The organism is Vibrio makurazakiensis (genome assembly GCF_050337375.1).
GTDB lineage: Bacteria > Pseudomonadota > Gammaproteobacteria > Enterobacterales > Vibrionaceae > Vibrio > Vibrio makurazakiensis.
This window is the reverse complement of record NZ_JAKJSW010000087.1, coordinates 1-17,437: the sequence shown is the minus strand read 5'-3', so window position 1 is coordinate 17,437 and position 17,437 is coordinate 1. Positions and strand designations below refer to the sequence as shown.

Sequence of the window (17,437 nt, the reverse complement as noted above, 5' to 3'; positions counted from 1 at the left end):
ATTCTTGTATTTACAACGATTATCGCTAGTTTAATCTGTGGCCTCTTAGGGTGGTTAGTCGTAAATAAAGAGTTGAAACCTCTTCATAAGTTAGAAAGTCGCGTTCGAACAGTATCAACCAATAGGCTTGATGTTCGCATTTCAAACAATGACTTCCCAACAGAACTTTTACCATTAGTCATTAGTTTCAATGACATGCTTGATAGATTAGAAGGTGACTTCGAACGACTATCTGAGTTTTCATCTGATATTGCTCATGAATTACGAACCCCTATTGCAAATATGATGACGCAAACACATGTGGCACTTTCTAAAGGGCGCTCATTAGAAGAATATCAAGATATATTAGTTTCAACTTCTGAAGAGTTAACTAGATTATCTAAAACAATTTCTGACGTGTTATATCTTGCAAAGTCAGAGCATAACCTTTTATTGAAAACTATTGAGTCCTTCGACCTATGCCAAGTTTCTAGGGATCTTGTAGAGTATTATGAGTTAGCGGCTGAAGAAAAGTCTTTGCAGTTTCAGGTTGTAGGTGATGCTGAATTTATAGGGGATAAAAACATGATTAAACGTGCTATTGGTAATCTCCTGTCTAATGCTGTTAGGCATAGTCGAGAGCATAGTACGATTAAAATACAGATACAAAAATGTAGCCTGAAAACTAAACTGTCGCTGACAAATGAAGGGGATATAATTCCAGCCGCTTCTATCCCTCATCTTTTTGAACGGTTCTACCGTGTTGATAAATCAAGAGTTCATTCTTCTAGTTCAGGTTCTGGTTTAGGGCTACCCATAACTCGATCAATTGCTCAATTACATAATGGAAATGTAGCTGTGGTATCTCAAAATGGAAAAACGACGTTCAYCCTAACCCTTGGTTACGTTCAAACTGAATGCAACAATGAATAAGCCACCTTAGTTGGCGGTATTTCAACCTAAGTTCTATTTCAATATAGAGTTACTTCATTCCTTCCCCTTGCTTTACTTTGACTGGTAGTTATTGACTTGTTCTTTCCACCGTCTTGAAAGTTTTAAACAGGTACTGTTATTTCTAAATCTGGGAGAGGTGATCCGAAAGCGCGGTGTTTTCTATTACTTTCCCAAGAGTTAACTGATTCCCCAAAATGACTAAAATGTCATTTACTCGACCCCTTAAGGTCAGAGCTGTGTCGTTATTATTGGTTCCAACAAAACAACATTTGGAACTATAAATTGAAAGACAATTATCCACAGCGTCAACCTTCATTAGCTAAACATTTATGCCTATTAAGTATCCTGCCATCACTCTATGTCCCAATAAGTCTCGCTGAAGAAAATGTTCAGGACATGTCTGACCCGTTAGCTGTATTTACTCAAGTCGGTGTTGGCGCAACGGACAAGGGATTAAACCTGAAAATAGGTAAATCATACGATACTGGCGAAGACAATTTGGCCGGCATGAATGTTTTCGAAGTGAAAGGCTTTTTAGGTGATGTGACTGGTTTCAACAGTGACGAAGATCTATTAGACAACAGCGTTGATTCACTAAGGTATCGAAATTTTGAAGTTAATCTGACAAATGGAAGAGCCTTTCAAGTCGATGTTAATTATGACGTAGGTAATGAAGCCGGAACCGCTTCATACAGTTTTATTCAAGCATTGCCCAAGTTAGGGCCATTGAGCTTCTACCCTCTAGCTGGAGCAGGGGTAGCGTTTGGTAACACTATTTTAGACGATGGTCGTAAAGTGGGTGGTTATACAATCCCCGGCACGTTTGCTGTTGTTGGCGCATATTCCAAGTTGGAGTTAACAGAAGACATTTGGTTTAACTATAACCCAATGTGGACCTCAACTTTGTCAGGCTCCGATGAGTACCAAAACCAAGCTATGGAAGGGGATGATAATGTACTAAATCATGAAATATCCCTCTCTTATCAGGTCAATCCTAAGTTTAACGTGCGTTATTTTGCCAACTGGTCTGAGAACAATGCCTTTGAAGATGGTGGGCATAGAATTGAGTTCAATTATCAACTGTAATCCRCAGAGTATGCTTGGTCAGTTCTAAAAATTAGATGAATAAGTGGAAGGTTATGCTATCCATGAAGATAAAAATTGAGGTTTAGAGATGAAAAAAAACGTGTCCGTACTTGCTGCAGCGTTTCTATTGAGCACACCTATTTTTGCACAAGATAGATTTAATGTGGAAGAAGAGTTGGCGTACCATTTGGGTGTACAAGCATTTATATATGGGGCTGGTCCACTTACAGTAGCAGCTGTAAGGCAGACCTCTACATCGGTAACTCAGCCAACAGATAACGCTTTAGCACCTATCAACCAAATGGGGAAAACATTACGTCTTGCTGGTCCACAAGATAGAATTGTGCCTACAGTAAATAATGATACATTGTATTCTCAAGCTCACTATGACCTAAACCTCGTAGGTCCAATGGTTATAGAAGTACCCCCAACGGAAAGCCGCTACTATATTGTACAACTTCTTGATGCGTATTCAGATTCCATTACAGATCTCTATGCAGATAATATTGGCATCGAAGGTAGTAAAATTTTGTTAGTTAATAAAGGGTGGGAAGGCAAGCGTCCAAAAGGTATAGACCATGTAGTAGAGTCGCGAACACCTATGTTATGGCTTATTCACCGAACAGGTGTCTTCGGCATGAAGGACCAACCTGATGCGCTTTCTGTCCACAATCAATTCATTACATATCCGCTGTCAGAGCTAGGCGATGAACATAACCCGGTTAAGTTAACGAAAGCTGATAGTGGTGTTCCTCCAATGACAACACCTGATGGTCTGAATTGGTATGCTTTAATTGATAGAGAAATTAGGAAAAACCCTCTCCCTGAAGATGCGGCCATCGTAGAGCAGTTTAAATATATAGGGATAGGTAATGAAGAGCCTTTCGATGCGAATAAACTGACATACGCTCAAAAACAAGGGTTATTGCGAGGAATTAAATCTGCTAAAAAAATAATTCAATACGCAGGTCGAAGCGTCGGGACGACAAATAATGGTTGGTCTATGATGTTTGAGGGTGGCCGTTATGGTCATGACTACTTAAGTCGAGCCAGTATTAATTTGCGCGCGGCAGGGCTAAATGTACCCGAGCGAGCGTTATACCCTAACCGATATACAGATTCTAACGGTCAGCAATTGTCAGGCCAGTCTAAWTACAGAATAACAATGCCTGTCGACGCGCCTGCTGATGCATTCTGGTCTCTAACGATGTATGACGCTGAAAATCTATTTATGGTGGAGAACGAAATAGACCGTTATTCTATTTCTACCAATAGAAAAGAAGAACTAAAGTTTGCTGAAGATGGGACTTTACCAGTATGTATTCAGTATCAGCAACCGGAAGATAAGCAATGTAACTGGTTGCCAACGCCCAAAGGTGATTTTTATTTACATATGCGCTTATATGAACCGACACAAAAGGTACTGGACAATAAGTATTTAATGCCACAAGTGATCAGGCAATAAAATTTTGAGCCAGCATTGTGACTCAATCGTTAACTGTGACAGTCCAAATACTCAATCGCTAACTATCTCAAACTAAGACTATACGAAGGTAGTAAACCTTTTTTGTTCATGGAAAAGCAAGGATGCTAGCAGGGATGCATTTTACATTAGGTTGTATGGCTACACATTTACTACATGTGAAAAGTAAATATATTGAAATTCAACTTAAGGTATTGATTTTTATTTCTTTTGTGTTCACATGCTCCCACCTTAATGCGGCGTTATAAATATTATTGGGAATTGGCATGAATGAAGTTGATTTTAAAGACCTATTGCTTGATAAATCAGACATCGAGTCTGTGATATACACACATATACATATTGAGCATCTTGTTGTTAATTTCCTTGAAAGTTCGTTCCCTGAACCATCTCACTTGAAACAGATGCGACTAGATTATTTTTCTCGTGTACATCTTTCTTTAGCTCTCGGAATTGCTTCAGAATTGAAAGCGCCACTTGTGTGCTTGGGTAAAATGCGTAACGATTTTGCGCACAATCTAGGACAGTCCATAGATAAAAATCGAATGAATAATTTTTATGATTCATTTTCATCTGAACATCGTCAAAAAATTCATAAATTGGCTCATGACCTAGGTGTTTTTGGGCTAGATGAAGGTATAAATTGGAAAGATATGGAGCCCAAAAGTAAATTCTCGCTTTGCTGTATCTCTCTGTTTTACTTTGTTCGTTTTTCGATATTGGAGCAGTCTCATAACCAAAAACTGTCAAAAATGGGGTTTCACGCGATGTGGAGTAAGATTGATAGTTCATCGTAACCATATTTATAACAAACGATTTAAGATCGATTCAGCACGCTTGGCATTTTTGGTTTGGGTCACGTTTAGTGTTTACGGTGGTCAAATTAGGTGTCGTGGTTGCGTGCTTCACACCTTAACAAGGCGTTATGCATTCGGAGGTAATATTTGAAAAAAAGAGTATTTGGTCATATTTCGGGTGTTGAAATAGGCAGGAAGTTTGAAAGTAGAGACACACTTTCTAAAGCTGGTGTTCATGGACCCTTAGTCGCTGGAATAAGTGGTTCAAAGTATCAGGGGGCGGGTTCAATAGTATTATCTGGTGGCTATGAAGATGATGAAGATTTTGGTGATGTAATAATTTACACCGGAGCTGGCGGCCAGGATACCAAAAAGAAGCAGGTTGCAGACCAAATTTTAGACTCAGTTAATCTTGCTCTTGCTAAAAGTAAAACTGAAGGCTTACCCGTTCGAGTGACGCGAGGACACAAACATAATAGTGAATATAGTCCGGACTCAGGTTATCAATACTCAGGTCTATATCTCGTTGAGGATTACTGGAAGGAAACAGGTAAAGCTGGCTTTATTATTTGGCGATACCGCTTAGTTGCTCACGATACAGTTGCGATAGATAATGATGTACAGGAACCTCCAGGCCAATATAAATCACCAAAAAGAAAGTCTTCCACATCCAACAGAGTTGTACGCGATTATCAGAAGGCTTTAAATGTTAAACAGTGGTACAACTATGAATGCCAAATTTGTGGGTTAGCTATCCAAACTACTGCTGGCCTATATGCTGAAGCTGCTCATATTATGCCACTCGGTGAACCTCATAATGGTCCCGATAGTGAACATAACATCTTATGTTTGTGCCCCAACCACCATGTGATGTTTGACAATGGTGGTTTCACTATTGCAGATGACCTAACTCTGATTGGACTGCAAGGTAAGCTAACGGTTTCCAATAAACACAAAATTGACATTCGGTTCATTAAATACCACCGCGAGCACTATCAAAGAAATGCATAACAAGGCGCTTAACAGTGACTAAAAACGCTTGGCATTTTTGCTTCGCAAAAGTATATGCCAAGGTTTTTAGCACGTTAGCTTAGCGTTATAACCTTTGAGGAAAAAATGGAACTTAGATTATTTGAAAAGGAAGACTATGAGTTACTTATTGGCTGGATTGATTCGGGCAAATTGAACTATCTATGGGGTGGTCCAAAGTTCGAATTTCCCTTGGATTTCGAGCAAATTAGCCAACATTGTTCTCAGCCTGAAGTGCTCCCTTTTATCTTTGTTGTTTCAGGGGAAACTGCTGGCTATGTTGAACTTGTCAAAGTAGCCGATTCCCATTTCCGAATTTGTAGAGTATTCGTATCAAGTGGTTTTCGTGGTCAGGGTACCTCTAAGCTAATGCTGGGTAAATTAGTTGAATTAGCGAAAGTAAAGTACAACGCTAGCGTGTTATCACTTGCAGTGTTTGACCAAAACACAGTGGCGAAGAACTGTTATGAGTCATTGGGTTTTTCAGTGATATCAATTGAAAATAGTACTCGCTCTTTCGACGGTGAGGTTTGGGGGCTTCTACGTATGGAAAGGCAGTTATAACGGGCGTGGAAGATAGATTACCAGTTCTCAGTACCCTCAGTTCAAGTTGAGTTTTATATCTGAGATACAATGGTTTAAATAGAGGTGCAACGGTGTGTCTTAGTTAGTTTAGCGTTATATGCGTTACCAAAGATTGTACGACTGACACCTTTACAGCCATAATTCCTTCAGGTGTAGGCTTATAGCATTGGTTATAAGCTTTATCTAAAGACGATTGTATAAGTAGATCTTGTTTCTGTTGCGAAAGTTAAAAATAGAGCCCTTGGGGGAAGGACTCTAGAGGTGGAGCTAATAAGTTTATGCGGTGACCATCTGTGTAGCTTTCTTCATTGCTTCCTTAGTTGAACACTCAATCACGTTCGCGTTAGCAAAGCGGTGAGCGTCTTTCACTTGAATATCGTGAGCCAAAATAACCAACCTTGCGTTCGCAACATCTAGGTCGCTGATGCGGTTCTGAATACCGTTTTGACCTTGTGTTTCTACCTTAATCTTAAGGCCTGCTGCTAAGCCTGCTTTTTCTAGTGCTTTTGCTGCCATGAAGGTGTGTGCAACACCAGAAGGGCAACATGTTACTGCTACGATGTCGTACTCGCCTTCGCCTGCTACAGGCGCTGTTTGAGCTTGTACTGGCGCTTCAGTCATGTCTTCGTCTGTTTCTACCGCGACAGGTTTCCAGAAGCCAACGATAACGGCTGTAGTTAATGAGCCAAGTGCAATACCCACTACGTACATAGGAATGTTGCTTGATACTGGCGCAGTGATTAGGCCGCCCCATGGTGCGTGCAGTAGAACGTCTGTCATGAAGCCGAACACACAGCCAACGATACCACCGGCAACAATTGAAGGAAGTACGCGCATTGGGTCGTTCGCTGCGAACGGGATAGCGCCTTCAGAGATACCGATAGAACCCATGATTGCAGCCGCTTTACCTGCTTCTTGTTCTTGTTTAGAGAACTTGTTTTTGAATAGGAACGTCGCCAGTGCCATGCCTAGAGGTGGTGTACAAATCGCAATGCCYACGCCGCCCATTAGCCATGGTTGTGTGTCTACTTGAGTTTGAGCAAATAGGGTTGCTACTTTGTTGATAGGGCCGCCCATATCAAATGCCGTCATACCACCAAGGATTGTGCCTAGAACCATCTTAGATGCGCCAGCCATTGACGCTAGGAACTCGTTCATTGATGACATGAACAGCTTGATTGGTTCACCGATGCCCCACAGTACGATACCTGCAGAGATTAATGTGCCTAGAAGCGGGTAGATGAAGTACGCACCTAACGCTGTCATGTTGGTAGAAAGTGGGATCTTCTTAAGTTGAAGTACCACGCCACCTGCAATAAAGCCAGCCACGATACAACCAAGGAAGCCGCCGCCCATGTCTGCCATGATGCCAGAAGAGATCATCGCAGGTGCTAGTGCTGGTTTATCTGCAATTGAGTAACCAATAAAGCCGCCAAGAATGATTGGGAAAAGAACAAGGCCTTTGATACCGATATTAGAGATGTCTGCCAGCAAGCCGTCTGCTGGAACTGCACCTTTACCTGATGCCATTACCGCTAAAGCCAACAGAACACCACCGGCTACGATGAAAGGCAGCATGTGTGATGTACCAAAAAGCAGGTGACCTTTCATGGTACTAAGGATTTTTTTATAGTCGCTACTACTATTCTTATTTGTTTTATTAGAATTGCTACTGGTATTCGTAGCTTGGTTTGCTAGGGTGCTCATAATTGTCTACGCCTTATGAATTAATTAAAATATTAAGGATTTGATGTTCATCTTTTGCGTTATGGATATTTTGGATAAAGTCATCACTGAATTTTCCAAATAGTTCTTGTAGTACATAAATATGATGGTCAGCACCGTTGTCTGGTGAAGCGATCATAAAAAACACGGTTGGATTAATGCCGTCTTCATCGCCATACTCAATGCCTTCACGCTTAACACCGACAGCAATCGCAGGCTCAGTTACTGACTTGCTTTTTGAGTGTGGGTAAGCGATGCCGTCCATTGAGGTAATGCTTTGAGATTCACGAATTTCGATGTCTGCCAAGAAGGTTTCTTTATTACTGATTCGTTTGTTTTCAAATAACATGCCTGCCAATTCTTCAAACAGTTCTTTTTTATTATTCGCTTGAAGGTTGTTATTAATTAAGTTGACGTTAGTTAGCTGTGTGATCATTTATTAACTCATTCACTATTGAAGTTCTTGAATTAAAATTAATGGATTAACCTGATTCGCGAAATAGCAAATAAAAGCCCTTCACTGTACATTTGTACCAAGCAAAATTAAGTGTGATTTGCATCATTCATCCAGTGTGAGATGGGTCATATTTGATGGTGTATTTCGGTGTTGAAATAACTTTCTGTAGGAAGAAAAGAGCTGTAGAAAACGAAAAAACTGTAGAAACAAAAATGCCCCGCAAAAGCAGGGCATGAAGAGTGTCTTGTGAGTTGCTAGAGAGCTAGCTATAAGCGCGAGCTACACGTCCAACGCAGTCCAGTTTGTAACTCTCAGCATAAGCAGGAATAAACACCGACTGGCCTTTCTCAATTACGCAGGTTTCACCACATTGATGAGTGAGCACCATAGATTCATCGAGAGGCAATAGGATCTCGGCACCTTCGGTCGTGACCTGTCGTTGATGTGAGTTTTGCACGATAGAAAACTTAAAATCCTCGACTGGAATTTGGTATTCCATCACATCACCTTGCTCTATCGGGCTTAGCAGTAATCTATCCGCAGGTTTCTCATTAAATCGAGTACAAGAGACAAGCTCATTCACGTCCATGTACTTAGGCGTTAACCCGGCACGCAGTACATTGTCTGAGTTCGCCATGATCTCTAAGCCTGTGCCTTTGATGTAAGCGTGAGGCGTTTCGGCATCAAGGTACATGGCTTGCCCTGGTTTTAGGGTAATCACATTCAATAGCAGTGGAGCGAACAAGCCGACATCACCAGGGTATTGAGCTTCAAGCTCTGAAATCAATTGGAATACACGTTTATCAGAAAGCTTAGCCTTCATCTGTAGCATGGTTAACGCCATGCCTTTTTGCTCACCTTCCAGAGACAACAAGCTTGCAAAGAAACAGGCTAATCCATTGGGAGTTTGGTCACCCTCGAGATCGTTGACCATCGAATGCAACTCTGGAATATCGAGGTAATGAAAATGTTCGAGGATCTCGCTTATCGATCTAAAGCCATTCATCGCCGTGTAGTCGGTTAGGGCATACACCAGTTCTGGCTTGTGGTTGGCATCCTTGTAATTACGGTTGCCCGCGGTCATTGGAATGCCTTGCTGCTCTTCTAGAGCATAGCCAGATTCGGCTTGTTTCTTGTTTGGGTGTACTTGTACAGACAGCGCTTTCTCCGCTGCCAACACCTTAAAAAGGTATGGTAGCTCGCCAAAACGACTCGCGACTTTCTCGCTTAGAAACAGGTTTAGATTCTTAGAAATCAAGTTCGACAACGTGGTTTGCTGACCATTGTCGGTCACCATTGAGCAACCATTCGGGTGAGCCCCCATCCAGATCTCTGCTTGTGGCTCACCAGACTGGTTATCAATACCAAACAGTTGGCTGAATGAAGACGGGCTACCCCATGCGTAGTTTTGAATTACGTTGGTCATAGGGTAGAAAAAGCGTTGCGCGAACGAATCGTTCGCTAAAGAAAAATCAGACATCGAAATCACTATGAAAGGAAACATGGCTTGAGCTCTACTCGGCCTAATGAAATGTGAGAGTAGAGTGGGCTCAAGCCATTGGAGTTGAAATGGCTTAAGCCGCTGCTGTTGTTAGCTTGGCTTTGCGTAGATTTTTAAGCGCGATACAAGTAACCGCAGTTACGCCCGCACCAGACGCCATGCACACCAGTGCTAGCAGTGGGTAGTTCATTGCGCCAAGTAGAGCTACGACTGGACCACCGTGAGCAACGCTGTTGGTGATGCCAAATGAAAACGCCATAACCGCAGCTGTCATTGAGCCAAGTACGTTGGCAGGGATAACTGACATTGGGTCTTGAGCGGCGAAAGGAATCGCACCTTCAGAGATACCCACTAAGCCCATCGCACCTGCAGCTTTGCCTGCTTCAATTTCAGAAGATTCGAACAGGTCAAACTTACGGCCGATTCTGGTTGCGATAGCCATACCAAGTGGAGCCACAGGAATTGCACATGCCATTGCACCCATGAATTGAGTTTGACCACTAGCAATCATGCCAACCGAGAACAGGAACGCGACTTTATTGAACGGGCCACCCATATCAAAGCCAGCCATACCACCCAAGACGATGCCAAGTAGTACCACGTTACCTGTGCTCATGCTGGTTAGCAGCGCAGTAAGCGCATCCATCAATCCAGCAATTGGAGCACCAATGACGAAGATGAACAGACCTGCGATGAATAGAGAACCAGTGATCGGAGCGATCATGATAGGCACAAGCGGCTGAACGAATTTGTGGTAGTTAAACGAGGTAATCCACTTAACGAAGTAACCGACTAATAGACCGGCGATGATTGCGCCAATGAAGCCTGTACCTGCGTCAGCGCCATAGAAAGAGCCATTGTTGGCAATCCAACCGCCAATCAAGCCTGGGGTTAGAGCAGGGCGGTCAGCAATCGCGTAAGCAATGTAGCCAGCCAAAATTGGGATCATTAGGGTGAAGGCAACCACGCCCACTTCTAGGATTTGGTTCCACATGCTACCAGCAGGAATTGCCATGCCAGATTCGCTTGGCTCACCACCAATCGCTAGGGCTAGGGCAATCAATAGACCGCCCGTCACTACGAATGGAATCATGTGTGATACGCCATTCATCAAGTAACGATAAAGGTCTGAACGCGCTTGTGAGGCTTTTTCGGCAACGGATTGATTGGTCGGCGCTTGTTCTGCTTGGTAGATTGGCGCGTTGAGTGCTTGTTTAATCAAGCCTTGCGCGTCTTTGATTGGTGCTTTTACGTTGGTGCAGATAACACGTTTGCCAGCAAAGCGAGCCATATCGACTTGCTTGTCACAAGCCACGACAATCGCGTCGGCACGTTCTATTTCTTCTTGAGTAGGGCTGTTTTTAACGCCGATAGAACCGTTGGTTTCAACCTTAACATCGTAGCCAAGTGCTGCTGCGCCTTTCTCTAACGCCTCTGCTGCCAAATAGGTGTGCGCCACGCCAGCTGGGCAACCTGTCACACCTATGATGAAGCCTTGTTTTTCTGTTATCTCTTCGGTTTGAACTGGCTCTGGTTTCGTCAGCAGCAGTTCCAACGCCGCTTGTTCAGAGTCAGCATTCATGAAATTTTCGATAAAACCTTCTTCAATCAGTTTTGAAGAAAGCTCTGCCAGTACTTCAATGTGATGGTTGTCGCCGCCATCGGGAGACGCAATCATAAAGAACAGTTTTGATGGCTGGCCGTCATCGGCACCGTACTCGATGCCCTGCTTGTGGACGCCGATAACAACCGCGGGTTTGATCACCGCGCTGCTTTTCGCGTGTGGTAGAGCAATGCCTTCTTCAAACCCGGTATTACCTTGCTCTTCACGAGCTTTAATGTCGGCAAGGAACTGTGCTTTGTCTGAAATTCGACCTTGTGCATAAAGCACGTCTATCAGCTCTTTGAATACTTCTTCTTTTGAATCAGCGCTAAGCGAAAGCTTAATCAAATCTTGATTGATCAATGTTGTGATCATAATGAACCCCTACTCTTTTTTATTTTATTAGGGGTATTCTGGAATCTACGGCTTACCTTCTGTAGTGAAGAAAAAATGCATTTACTGGATGATTGATGCGTTCTAAATGGAGTGTGATTTTGATCGGTTAGTGGTGCGTTTTTCGATCACTGTTGACAGCGGTTTTGAGGTGCTTAGGCTTTTATTTATAAGGGCTGCAGCGTGTTGGGTTCTCAGGGGGATTACGTGCTATATCAGATTTGTGACTGGAGATTTATTTCCACGACTGGATTTTTGTAACCTAGATCTCAAATTGTGATTTTGCTCAATAGCGCTATGTTTCACTAAGGGGTATATCTATTCCCGTAGCCTTATTGCTGCCCACTAGAGTTCGAATAATGATATTTCATGACTTAATCTCGTCTGTGTTAAATGAGCGAGAACCGTTTCATAACATCTGGTTTGCTGGAGATTTTCATACACCTTCAGCATGCAGTTATCAGGTGAACTTTCCGCGCTTAGAGCTGGTGCTAGACGGAGAGTATATTAATGAAATGGAAAGCCATGACCGCAAGATCACCAACGTTATAGCCAAAGCCGGAGACGCGATTTTCATCCCACCCAACTGTTGGAATAAACCCAATTGGGACACTGACTGTTCAGTGTTAAGTATGTTGTTTGGTCGTCGTCAGCTGGGTTTAAGTTTGGTGAGCAAACGCAAAGGTGAGGAGAGTTTTTACGATATTAAAAAGCACAGTATTCAGACTCGCTCTGGCTTTGCGATTGATAACATTCTAGAAGCGCTCAGCTCACTCGCGAGGGAGAGTAACAAGCAGCCTATGGATGAGTTATTGCTGCAAGCGCTACTTCAATACAGTAAGACGATGTTGGATGCGCCTGTCGAAAAATCTCACAGCCGAGTTCAGGATGTGTATCAGGGGATTTGTATCTACATTCAAGAGAACTTCCACCGCCAAATCACCCGAGACAGCATCGCCTCGCGCTTTAGCATTTCATCGAACCACTTGTCGCGAATGTTCCGTCAACAAGGCCACATGACGCTAGCAGAATACATCACCCGTGTGCGAGTTGACCGCGCTAAGTTCATGCTCAAGAAGTACAACTTCAAGCTCAATGAAGTGTCGGTTCGTTGCGGCTTCAAAGATGTGAACTACTTCTGCCGAGTATTTAAAAACCGAACCGGAAAAACTCCAACCGAATATCGTGGTTCAATCTAGCCCCAAGGCTATTCGATGAATTAAATAAGGCGTGAAGAGATGTACATCAACAGGGCTTGCAGATCGACGCTGCTGCGGGTCTTCTGTAAACGTTCGTTGACCTGATCGTGAAGCAGATTTCTGGTTAGGTTGGTAGCTGCCACAATATGCTCTCGTTGTGGTTTGGTTGGTAGCACTAAAGCGATAGCAACGTGTACTTCGCCAATACGTGATGCCCAATCAATCGGGTCGTCACTGACGATGACCGCAATTGAGAGATCTTGAGTCGATTCAAACATCACATGTGGCAGCGCGATCCCCGGTGAAACGCAGGTAGAGGAGCGTTCTTCTCGTTTAATAAACGCCAGAATCAGTTCATCCGGATCTTGTGGATACACTAGATGAGCGAGCCCTTTTAGGCATTCAAATTTAGTCAGTTGGGTTTGAGCTTTAGCATGATGCCAATTGATCTCACAAGGTGGACATATCTGCGGCATGCGCTGGATTAGATCCTTGGAGAACTCATGATTCACTTGCGAACCAACCATAGCGTAATGCTCGGCAATCACGTCTTTAAGAACGAAACAGGCCAGCTCTGCATCAATACCCACAGCGGTAATCTGGCACAAATCCCCTCGGAGTAAACCCACTTGTAACATCGCGACAGATTTGGAGAGATCGGCAGTTCGGTTTTGAGTGATGTTGATAATACGGATGGTACTTTTGAATTTTTTAGCCAAGCGGCTAAGTGGCTGCGCGACGTGTGAGTTCGCGGCAGGATCGTCAACGAAGAAGGTAATCTGATATTCATTCATGAAAGGTTTAAGCTCGACAATGCTTAATAAAAACCTTGTCGACGCTTAACAGCACCTCTTCCATAGGAATGAATAAGGTTTTAGCAGGGTCGAAGCGGCTTGGTTGTTCAATGTCGATATCAGAGACGATCAACACTTTGTCTGCGAGGCTAATGTCCTGTGCAGAGAGTAAGTTTTCAATACCCATAGCGCCTTGTGTTTCAACCTTGATTGAAACGTTGAATTTAGGGGCTGTTTTATTTAATGCATCAGCTGCCATATAGGTGTGCGCAATGCCTGTAGGGCACGCAGTTACCGCTACAATTTTCATTATTATTCTCGGCTTAATCTCGCCACTTTACTCTCTCGTATGGGAAAACCCAGTATAGACCGGGAGCATACAGTAGGGGCGATACGTTTATGGGTTCTGTGGATTTTATGGATTGGCGTTTTTTATTCTAAGGTGGACGTCACACTCTGAGTTCTTGGTTACAATAATCCAGTTAATGCACCTTTCGTCCTATATATTGAGTGCCCTCACACCGTTAATCTTTTCATCTTATTAACATCGAATTTTAACTTAGGTCGGAAGAACCTAATTACTTCAGTCTGAAATCAGGTGAGGCAGATCAACATATGGATATCACTGACATTATCGAGCCCGAGATTATCTGCTTGGAACTACAAGCCGACTCTAAACAGGCGGTATTTGAAGAGCTAGTCGAGTTACTCGATCGTGCCGGTAAGCTCTCTAATAAAAGTGAATTCCTTGATGACATTTGGAAGCGTGAAGCCATAGGTAACACGGGCTTTGACGATGGTATCGCTATTCCACACGCGAAAAGTACCGCCGTTGCTAAACCTGCCGTCGCGGTAGGTATCAGCCGAACGGGCATTGATTATGGTGCCGATGGCGGTGAACTGTCGGATGTGTTTTTTATGCTCGCTTCACCAGACAACAATGACGACCACCATATCGAGGTACTGGCTCAGATCTCGACCAAATTGATTGAAGATGGCTTTGTTACAAAATTAAAGGCAGTCGAGTCGGTTGAGGAAGCTCAAGAGCTGTTTCTCGAAGCCAATTCTGAATCGTTCGATAGTTATGCCTCAAGCTATCATGAAGTTTACGTCGAGCCACTTAGCCCTTGGGCGCAGTCGCTGAATCGCCTTAAAGAGCACTTGTTATACGGCACCTCACACATGATTCCCTTTGTGGTCGCGGGTGGTGTTTTGTTGTCTTTGTCGGTGATGATTTCGGGCCATGGTGCTGTGCCTGAGAGCGGAGTTCTGGCGGACATCGCACAKATGGGCATCGCGGGCTTAACACTGTTTACTGCGGTGCTGGGCGGTTATATCGCGTATTCGATGGCCGACAAACCGGGTTTAGCTCCAGGAATGATTGGTTCTTGGGTGGCGGTGAATCAATACAATACCGGCTTCCTCGGCGCGATTGTGGTCGGTTTCTTCGCTGGCTTTGTGGTGAATCTCCTCAAGAAGATCAAACTGCCAGACAGTATGATCTCGTTGAGCTCTATCTTCATCTATCCACTCGTCGGTACTTTCGTCACTTGTGGCGCTGTGACGTGGGTGATTGGCTCTCCGATAGCCCAAGTGATGCTTGAGATGAACCAGATGCTGACTGGCATGGCAGGCTCGGGAAAAATGGTGCTCGGCAGTATTTTAGGCGCGATGACGGCCTTTGATATGGGTGGCCCAATCAACAAGGTCGCAACGCTGTTTGCTCAAACGCAGGTAAATACCCAGCCTTGGTTGATGGGTGGCGTTGGCATTGCGATTTGTACGCCGCCACTGGGCATGGCTCTCGCGACTTTTATATCGCCGAAGAAGTTCAAAAGAGACGAACGCGAAGCGGGCAAAGCGGCGGGCATCATGGGAATGATTGGCATTAGTGAAGGCGCGATTCCATTTGCAGCAGCAGACCCAGCACGTGTTCTTCCTGCGGTGGTTGCTGGTGGTATTGTCGGTAACGTGGTCGGCTTTATGTTTCATGTGGTAAACCATGCCCCATGGGGAGGCTGGATTGTTCTGCCTGTTGTGGATGGTAAAATTGGCTACATCATTGGCACATTGGCTGGCGCTCTTACTACTGCGTTTATCGTTATATTGTTGAAGAAGAATGTGGTTGAAGATGAGGCTCGCTCTAATCAGTTTGCGGGTGGTTCGGTGACGGAAGAAGGGCAAGCGGATGTACTCGCGATTACTTCCTGCCCGTCAGGTGTCGCACATACTTTCTTAGCAGCAAAATCGTTAGAGAAAGCGGCGCATCATCTTGGGGTTCGGATCAAAGTCGAAACACAGGGTGCGAACGGAATAGGCAATCGCATTACACGAAAAGACATTGAAAGGGCAAGGTTGGTGATCTTTGCTCATGACGTGGCGATTAAGGAAGTTGAACGCTTTGCGAACGTGAAAACGTTAGATGTCAGCACCAAAGAGGCGATGCTTAATGCGCAGGCGCTGATAGTGAGGAAAGTCTAATAGAAATAGAAGCTCAATAGGTTGGCGTTCCGGTAATTAGGGTACACGGTATGAACCAAGCTATATAATCTTATATCTAAAAGAACTGATATTAGCCTCTTAGATTGCTGCGTGCACAGCATCCCAACACTTTACCTTCAGATTCTCAGCTCAATTTCTGATTCTTAACAAACTGGGGGGATACAGTCTTCTCATAGTTTAACTTCGCTAGAAATGTGCCAAAGTTTTTTATCAAAGAAACGACTGTATCAGTCCATCCATACGATCTAGGGATAAAGTAGGGGAGGGGAAAGTTGATTGATTTCAGTGTATTGCGCGAGATTTTTAACGTTTTTGAGGGCTCAGAAACGGTGAAAGCCCGATGTTGGTAGAAAGACTAGCTGTAACGTGTTGATTTATTTTACTTTCAAGTGTTTAGAAGAAGCATATCTAGTAAATCTGCGTTGAAAGATGGTCTAAAAAGAAAATTAACTAAGTAARCTAAATCAATATCTTAGATTTTTGACACTACTGTATAAGTCCACCCTCTGTGGACTAAATATCGATGTTAGCAGGCAACYAAGYCCCTTTGTCACTAATTRCTGCGYAAATAGAAYATCACTGAAAAAAGCGTGCATAKTTTTTCTTACTCAGATGAAAGATCTTAATTCTCATGTAATGAGAAAGGTAAGGAGAGCAATATGGCGATGCGAAAAATCAGACCGAGACAATTTATTGATGAGTTTTACCCTGACTCAGGAATGTGTAATACRACCATTATTAACTGGATAAAGCTCGGCAAGCTTGAAGGTAYTCGAACTCCAAGTGGACGATACTTAGTCTGTGTGGATGACGAGATAGGRAATCCTGTAGATAGAGTGAGTGAACTTCTAAGATTCTTGGAGTCATAAATGGTTGGTAGAGCTAGAAGCAAAGAAACGGCTCATTACCCTCCATTCTTGGTGAAAATGAGTCATAGGGGTCAATCTCGATTTCGGTTTACGACCGTAGATGGTGTGAAGAAGCTATTTCCTATCGGGACTGTAGAGCAAGAAGCGATACAAGCTGCGCATGTTTATAACTTACAGTATCGCCCTGAGCTAGGAAGCGCGTTTTCCCTTTCTGAGATGACCCCATTTCGCAAAGCTGTCTCTAAAGGCCGCAAGGATAAATTTAATCGGTCTTTAAAAGAGTGGCTTCCATTAGTGTTGTCACGTGTGAAGAAAGAAGAACGACTTTCCAAAGACGTTTATCGAAATTTGGAGAGGGACTGTTACCGCCTTGATGAGTTCATGGGGCGGTTGCCAACCAAATCGATCAAGTTACAGCACATCAATGAATTCCTTTCGAAATACTATTCAGAGTTAAGTAATCGTCAGCTCAACAATAAGA

Annotated in this window: 15 protein-coding genes and 1 pseudogene; 10 read left to right on the top strand and 6 right to left on the bottom strand. The window is 43.5% G+C overall.

What is annotated here, in order from left to right:
- The 6 genes from L4C33_RS11615 to L4C33_RS11590 form a co-directional block, all read left to right on the top strand.
- The coding region (locus L4C33_RS11615; RefSeq protein WP_428812593.1) for a heavy metal sensor histidine kinase at window positions 1–912 on the top strand (912 nt) is incomplete at its 5' end.
- A 303-nt stretch (window positions 913–1,215) separates the two neighbouring features.
- Window positions 1,216–2,019, top strand: coding sequence for a hypothetical protein (locus L4C33_RS11610; protein WP_428812592.1), 804 nt, complete (start codon window positions 1,216–1,218; stop codon window positions 2,017–2,019).
- 88 nt (window positions 2,020–2,107) lie between these two features.
- The gene (locus L4C33_RS11605; RefSeq protein ID WP_428812591.1) at window positions 2,108–3,484 is read left to right on the top strand and encodes a DUF1254 domain-containing protein; all 1,377 of its coding nucleotides are present in this window, start codon (window positions 2,108–2,110) and stop codon (window positions 3,482–3,484) included.
- 284 nt (window positions 3,485–3,768) lie between these two features.
- Entirely contained in the window at window positions 3,769–4,299 is a 531-nt protein-coding gene (locus L4C33_RS11600; RefSeq protein ID WP_428812590.1) for a hypothetical protein, read from the top strand.
- 147 nt (window positions 4,300–4,446) lie between these two features.
- Window positions 4,447–5,310, top strand: a complete 864-nt coding sequence (locus tag L4C33_RS11595) for a YDG/SRA domain-containing protein (protein WP_428812589.1) — start codon at window positions 4,447–4,449, stop codon at window positions 5,308–5,310.
- A 105-nt stretch (window positions 5,311–5,415) separates the two neighbouring features.
- Complete coding sequence (locus tag L4C33_RS11590) at window positions 5,416–5,892, top strand: GNAT family N-acetyltransferase (protein WP_428812588.1); 477 nt, start codon at window positions 5,416–5,418, stop codon at window positions 5,890–5,892.
- Between the two features lie 297 nt (window positions 5,893–6,189).
- Here L4C33_RS11590 and L4C33_RS11585 read toward each other — a convergent pair whose 3' ends face one another.
- From L4C33_RS11585 to L4C33_RS11570, 4 genes are all read right to left on the bottom strand, one after another.
- Window positions 6,190–7,620, bottom strand: coding sequence for a PTS fructose transporter subunit IIBC (locus L4C33_RS11585; RefSeq protein ID WP_428812587.1), 1,431 nt, complete (start codon window positions 7,618–7,620; stop codon window positions 6,190–6,192).
- Between the two features lie 13 nt (window positions 7,621–7,633).
- The gene (locus tag L4C33_RS11580; RefSeq protein WP_428812586.1) at window positions 7,634–8,074 is read right to left on the bottom strand and encodes a PTS sugar transporter subunit IIA; all 441 of its coding nucleotides are present in this window, start codon (window positions 8,072–8,074) and stop codon (window positions 7,634–7,636) included.
- Window positions 8,075–8,357: 283 nt separating this feature from the next.
- Window positions 8,358–9,575 carry a mannose-6-phosphate isomerase, class I gene (manA, locus tag L4C33_RS11575; RefSeq protein WP_428812585.1) on the bottom strand — a complete coding sequence of 406 codons (1,218 nt, stop codon included), beginning with the start codon at window positions 9,573–9,575 and terminating at the stop codon, window positions 8,358–8,360.
- 94 nt (window positions 9,576–9,669) lie between these two features.
- On the bottom strand, window positions 9,670–11,574 hold the full coding sequence (locus L4C33_RS11570; RefSeq protein ID WP_428812584.1) for a PTS fructose transporter subunit IIABC: 1,905 nt from the start codon (window positions 11,572–11,574) through the stop codon (window positions 9,670–9,672).
- 377 nt (window positions 11,575–11,951) lie between these two features.
- Here L4C33_RS11570 and L4C33_RS11565 point away from each other — a divergent pair, with 377 nt between their 5' ends.
- A complete protein-coding gene (locus L4C33_RS11565) occupies window positions 11,952–12,791 on the top strand; it encodes a helix-turn-helix transcriptional regulator (RefSeq protein WP_428812583.1) in 840 nt (279 codons plus the stop codon).
- Between the two features lie 20 nt (window positions 12,792–12,811).
- Here L4C33_RS11565 and L4C33_RS11560 read toward each other — a convergent pair whose 3' ends face one another.
- Together L4C33_RS11560 and L4C33_RS11555 are read right to left on the bottom strand one after the other, a co-directional pair.
- Window positions 12,812–13,585, bottom strand: a complete 774-nt coding sequence (locus L4C33_RS11560; protein ID WP_146490319.1) for a PTS sugar transporter subunit IIA — start codon at window positions 13,583–13,585, stop codon at window positions 12,812–12,814.
- 7 nt (window positions 13,586–13,592) lie between these two features.
- Window positions 13,593–13,895, bottom strand: coding sequence for a PTS fructose transporter subunit IIB (locus L4C33_RS11555; protein ID WP_146490320.1), 303 nt, complete (start codon window positions 13,893–13,895; stop codon window positions 13,593–13,595).
- Window positions 13,896–14,200: 305 nt separating this feature from the next.
- Here L4C33_RS11555 and L4C33_RS11550 point away from each other — a divergent pair, with 305 nt between their 5' ends.
- The 3 genes and pseudogenes from L4C33_RS11550 to L4C33_RS11540 form a co-directional block, all read left to right on the top strand.
- Window positions 14,201–16,066 carry a fructose-specific PTS transporter subunit EIIC gene (locus L4C33_RS11550; RefSeq protein ID WP_428812582.1) on the top strand — a complete coding sequence of 622 codons (1,866 nt, stop codon included), beginning with the start codon at window positions 14,201–14,203 and terminating at the stop codon, window positions 16,064–16,066.
- Window positions 16,067–16,746: 680 nt separating this feature from the next.
- Window positions 16,747–16,956 (top strand): MerR family transcriptional regulator, encoded by a 210-nt coding sequence (locus L4C33_RS11545; protein ID WP_428812581.1) that lies wholly within the window; start codon window positions 16,747–16,749, stop codon window positions 16,954–16,956.
- Window positions 16,957–17,437 (top strand): annotated as a pseudogene (locus tag L4C33_RS11540) (integrase); the annotation flags it as partial.

Excerpts from the sequence above, each read along its gene's own strand:
- L4C33_RS11600 (WP_428812590.1), top strand. The coding sequence starts at position 3,769 with ATGAATGAAGTTGATTTTAAAGACCTATTGCTTGATAAATCAGACATC.
- L4C33_RS11590 (WP_428812588.1), top strand. The coding sequence starts at position 5,416 with ATGGAACTTAGATTATTTGAAAAGGAAGACTATGAGTTACTTATTGGC.
- L4C33_RS11580 (WP_428812586.1), bottom strand. The coding sequence starts at position 8,074 with ATGATCACACAGCTAACTAACGTCAACTTAATTAATAACAACCTTCAA.
- manA (WP_428812585.1), bottom strand. The coding sequence starts at position 9,575 with ATGTCTGATTTTTCTTTAGCGAACGATTCGTTCGCGCAACGCTTTTTC.
- L4C33_RS11570 (WP_428812584.1), bottom strand. The coding sequence starts at position 11,574 with ATGATCACAACATTGATCAATCAAGATTTGATTAAGCTTTCGCTTAGC.
- L4C33_RS11565 (WP_428812583.1), top strand. The coding sequence starts at position 11,952 with ATGATATTTCATGACTTAATCTCGTCTGTGTTAAATGAGCGAGAACCG.
- L4C33_RS11560 (WP_146490319.1), bottom strand. The coding sequence starts at position 13,585 with ATGAATGAATATCAGATTACCTTCTTCGTTGACGATCCTGCCGCGAAC.
- L4C33_RS11555 (WP_146490320.1), bottom strand. The coding sequence starts at position 13,895 with ATGAAAATTGTAGCGGTAACTGCGTGCCCTACAGGCATTGCGCACACC.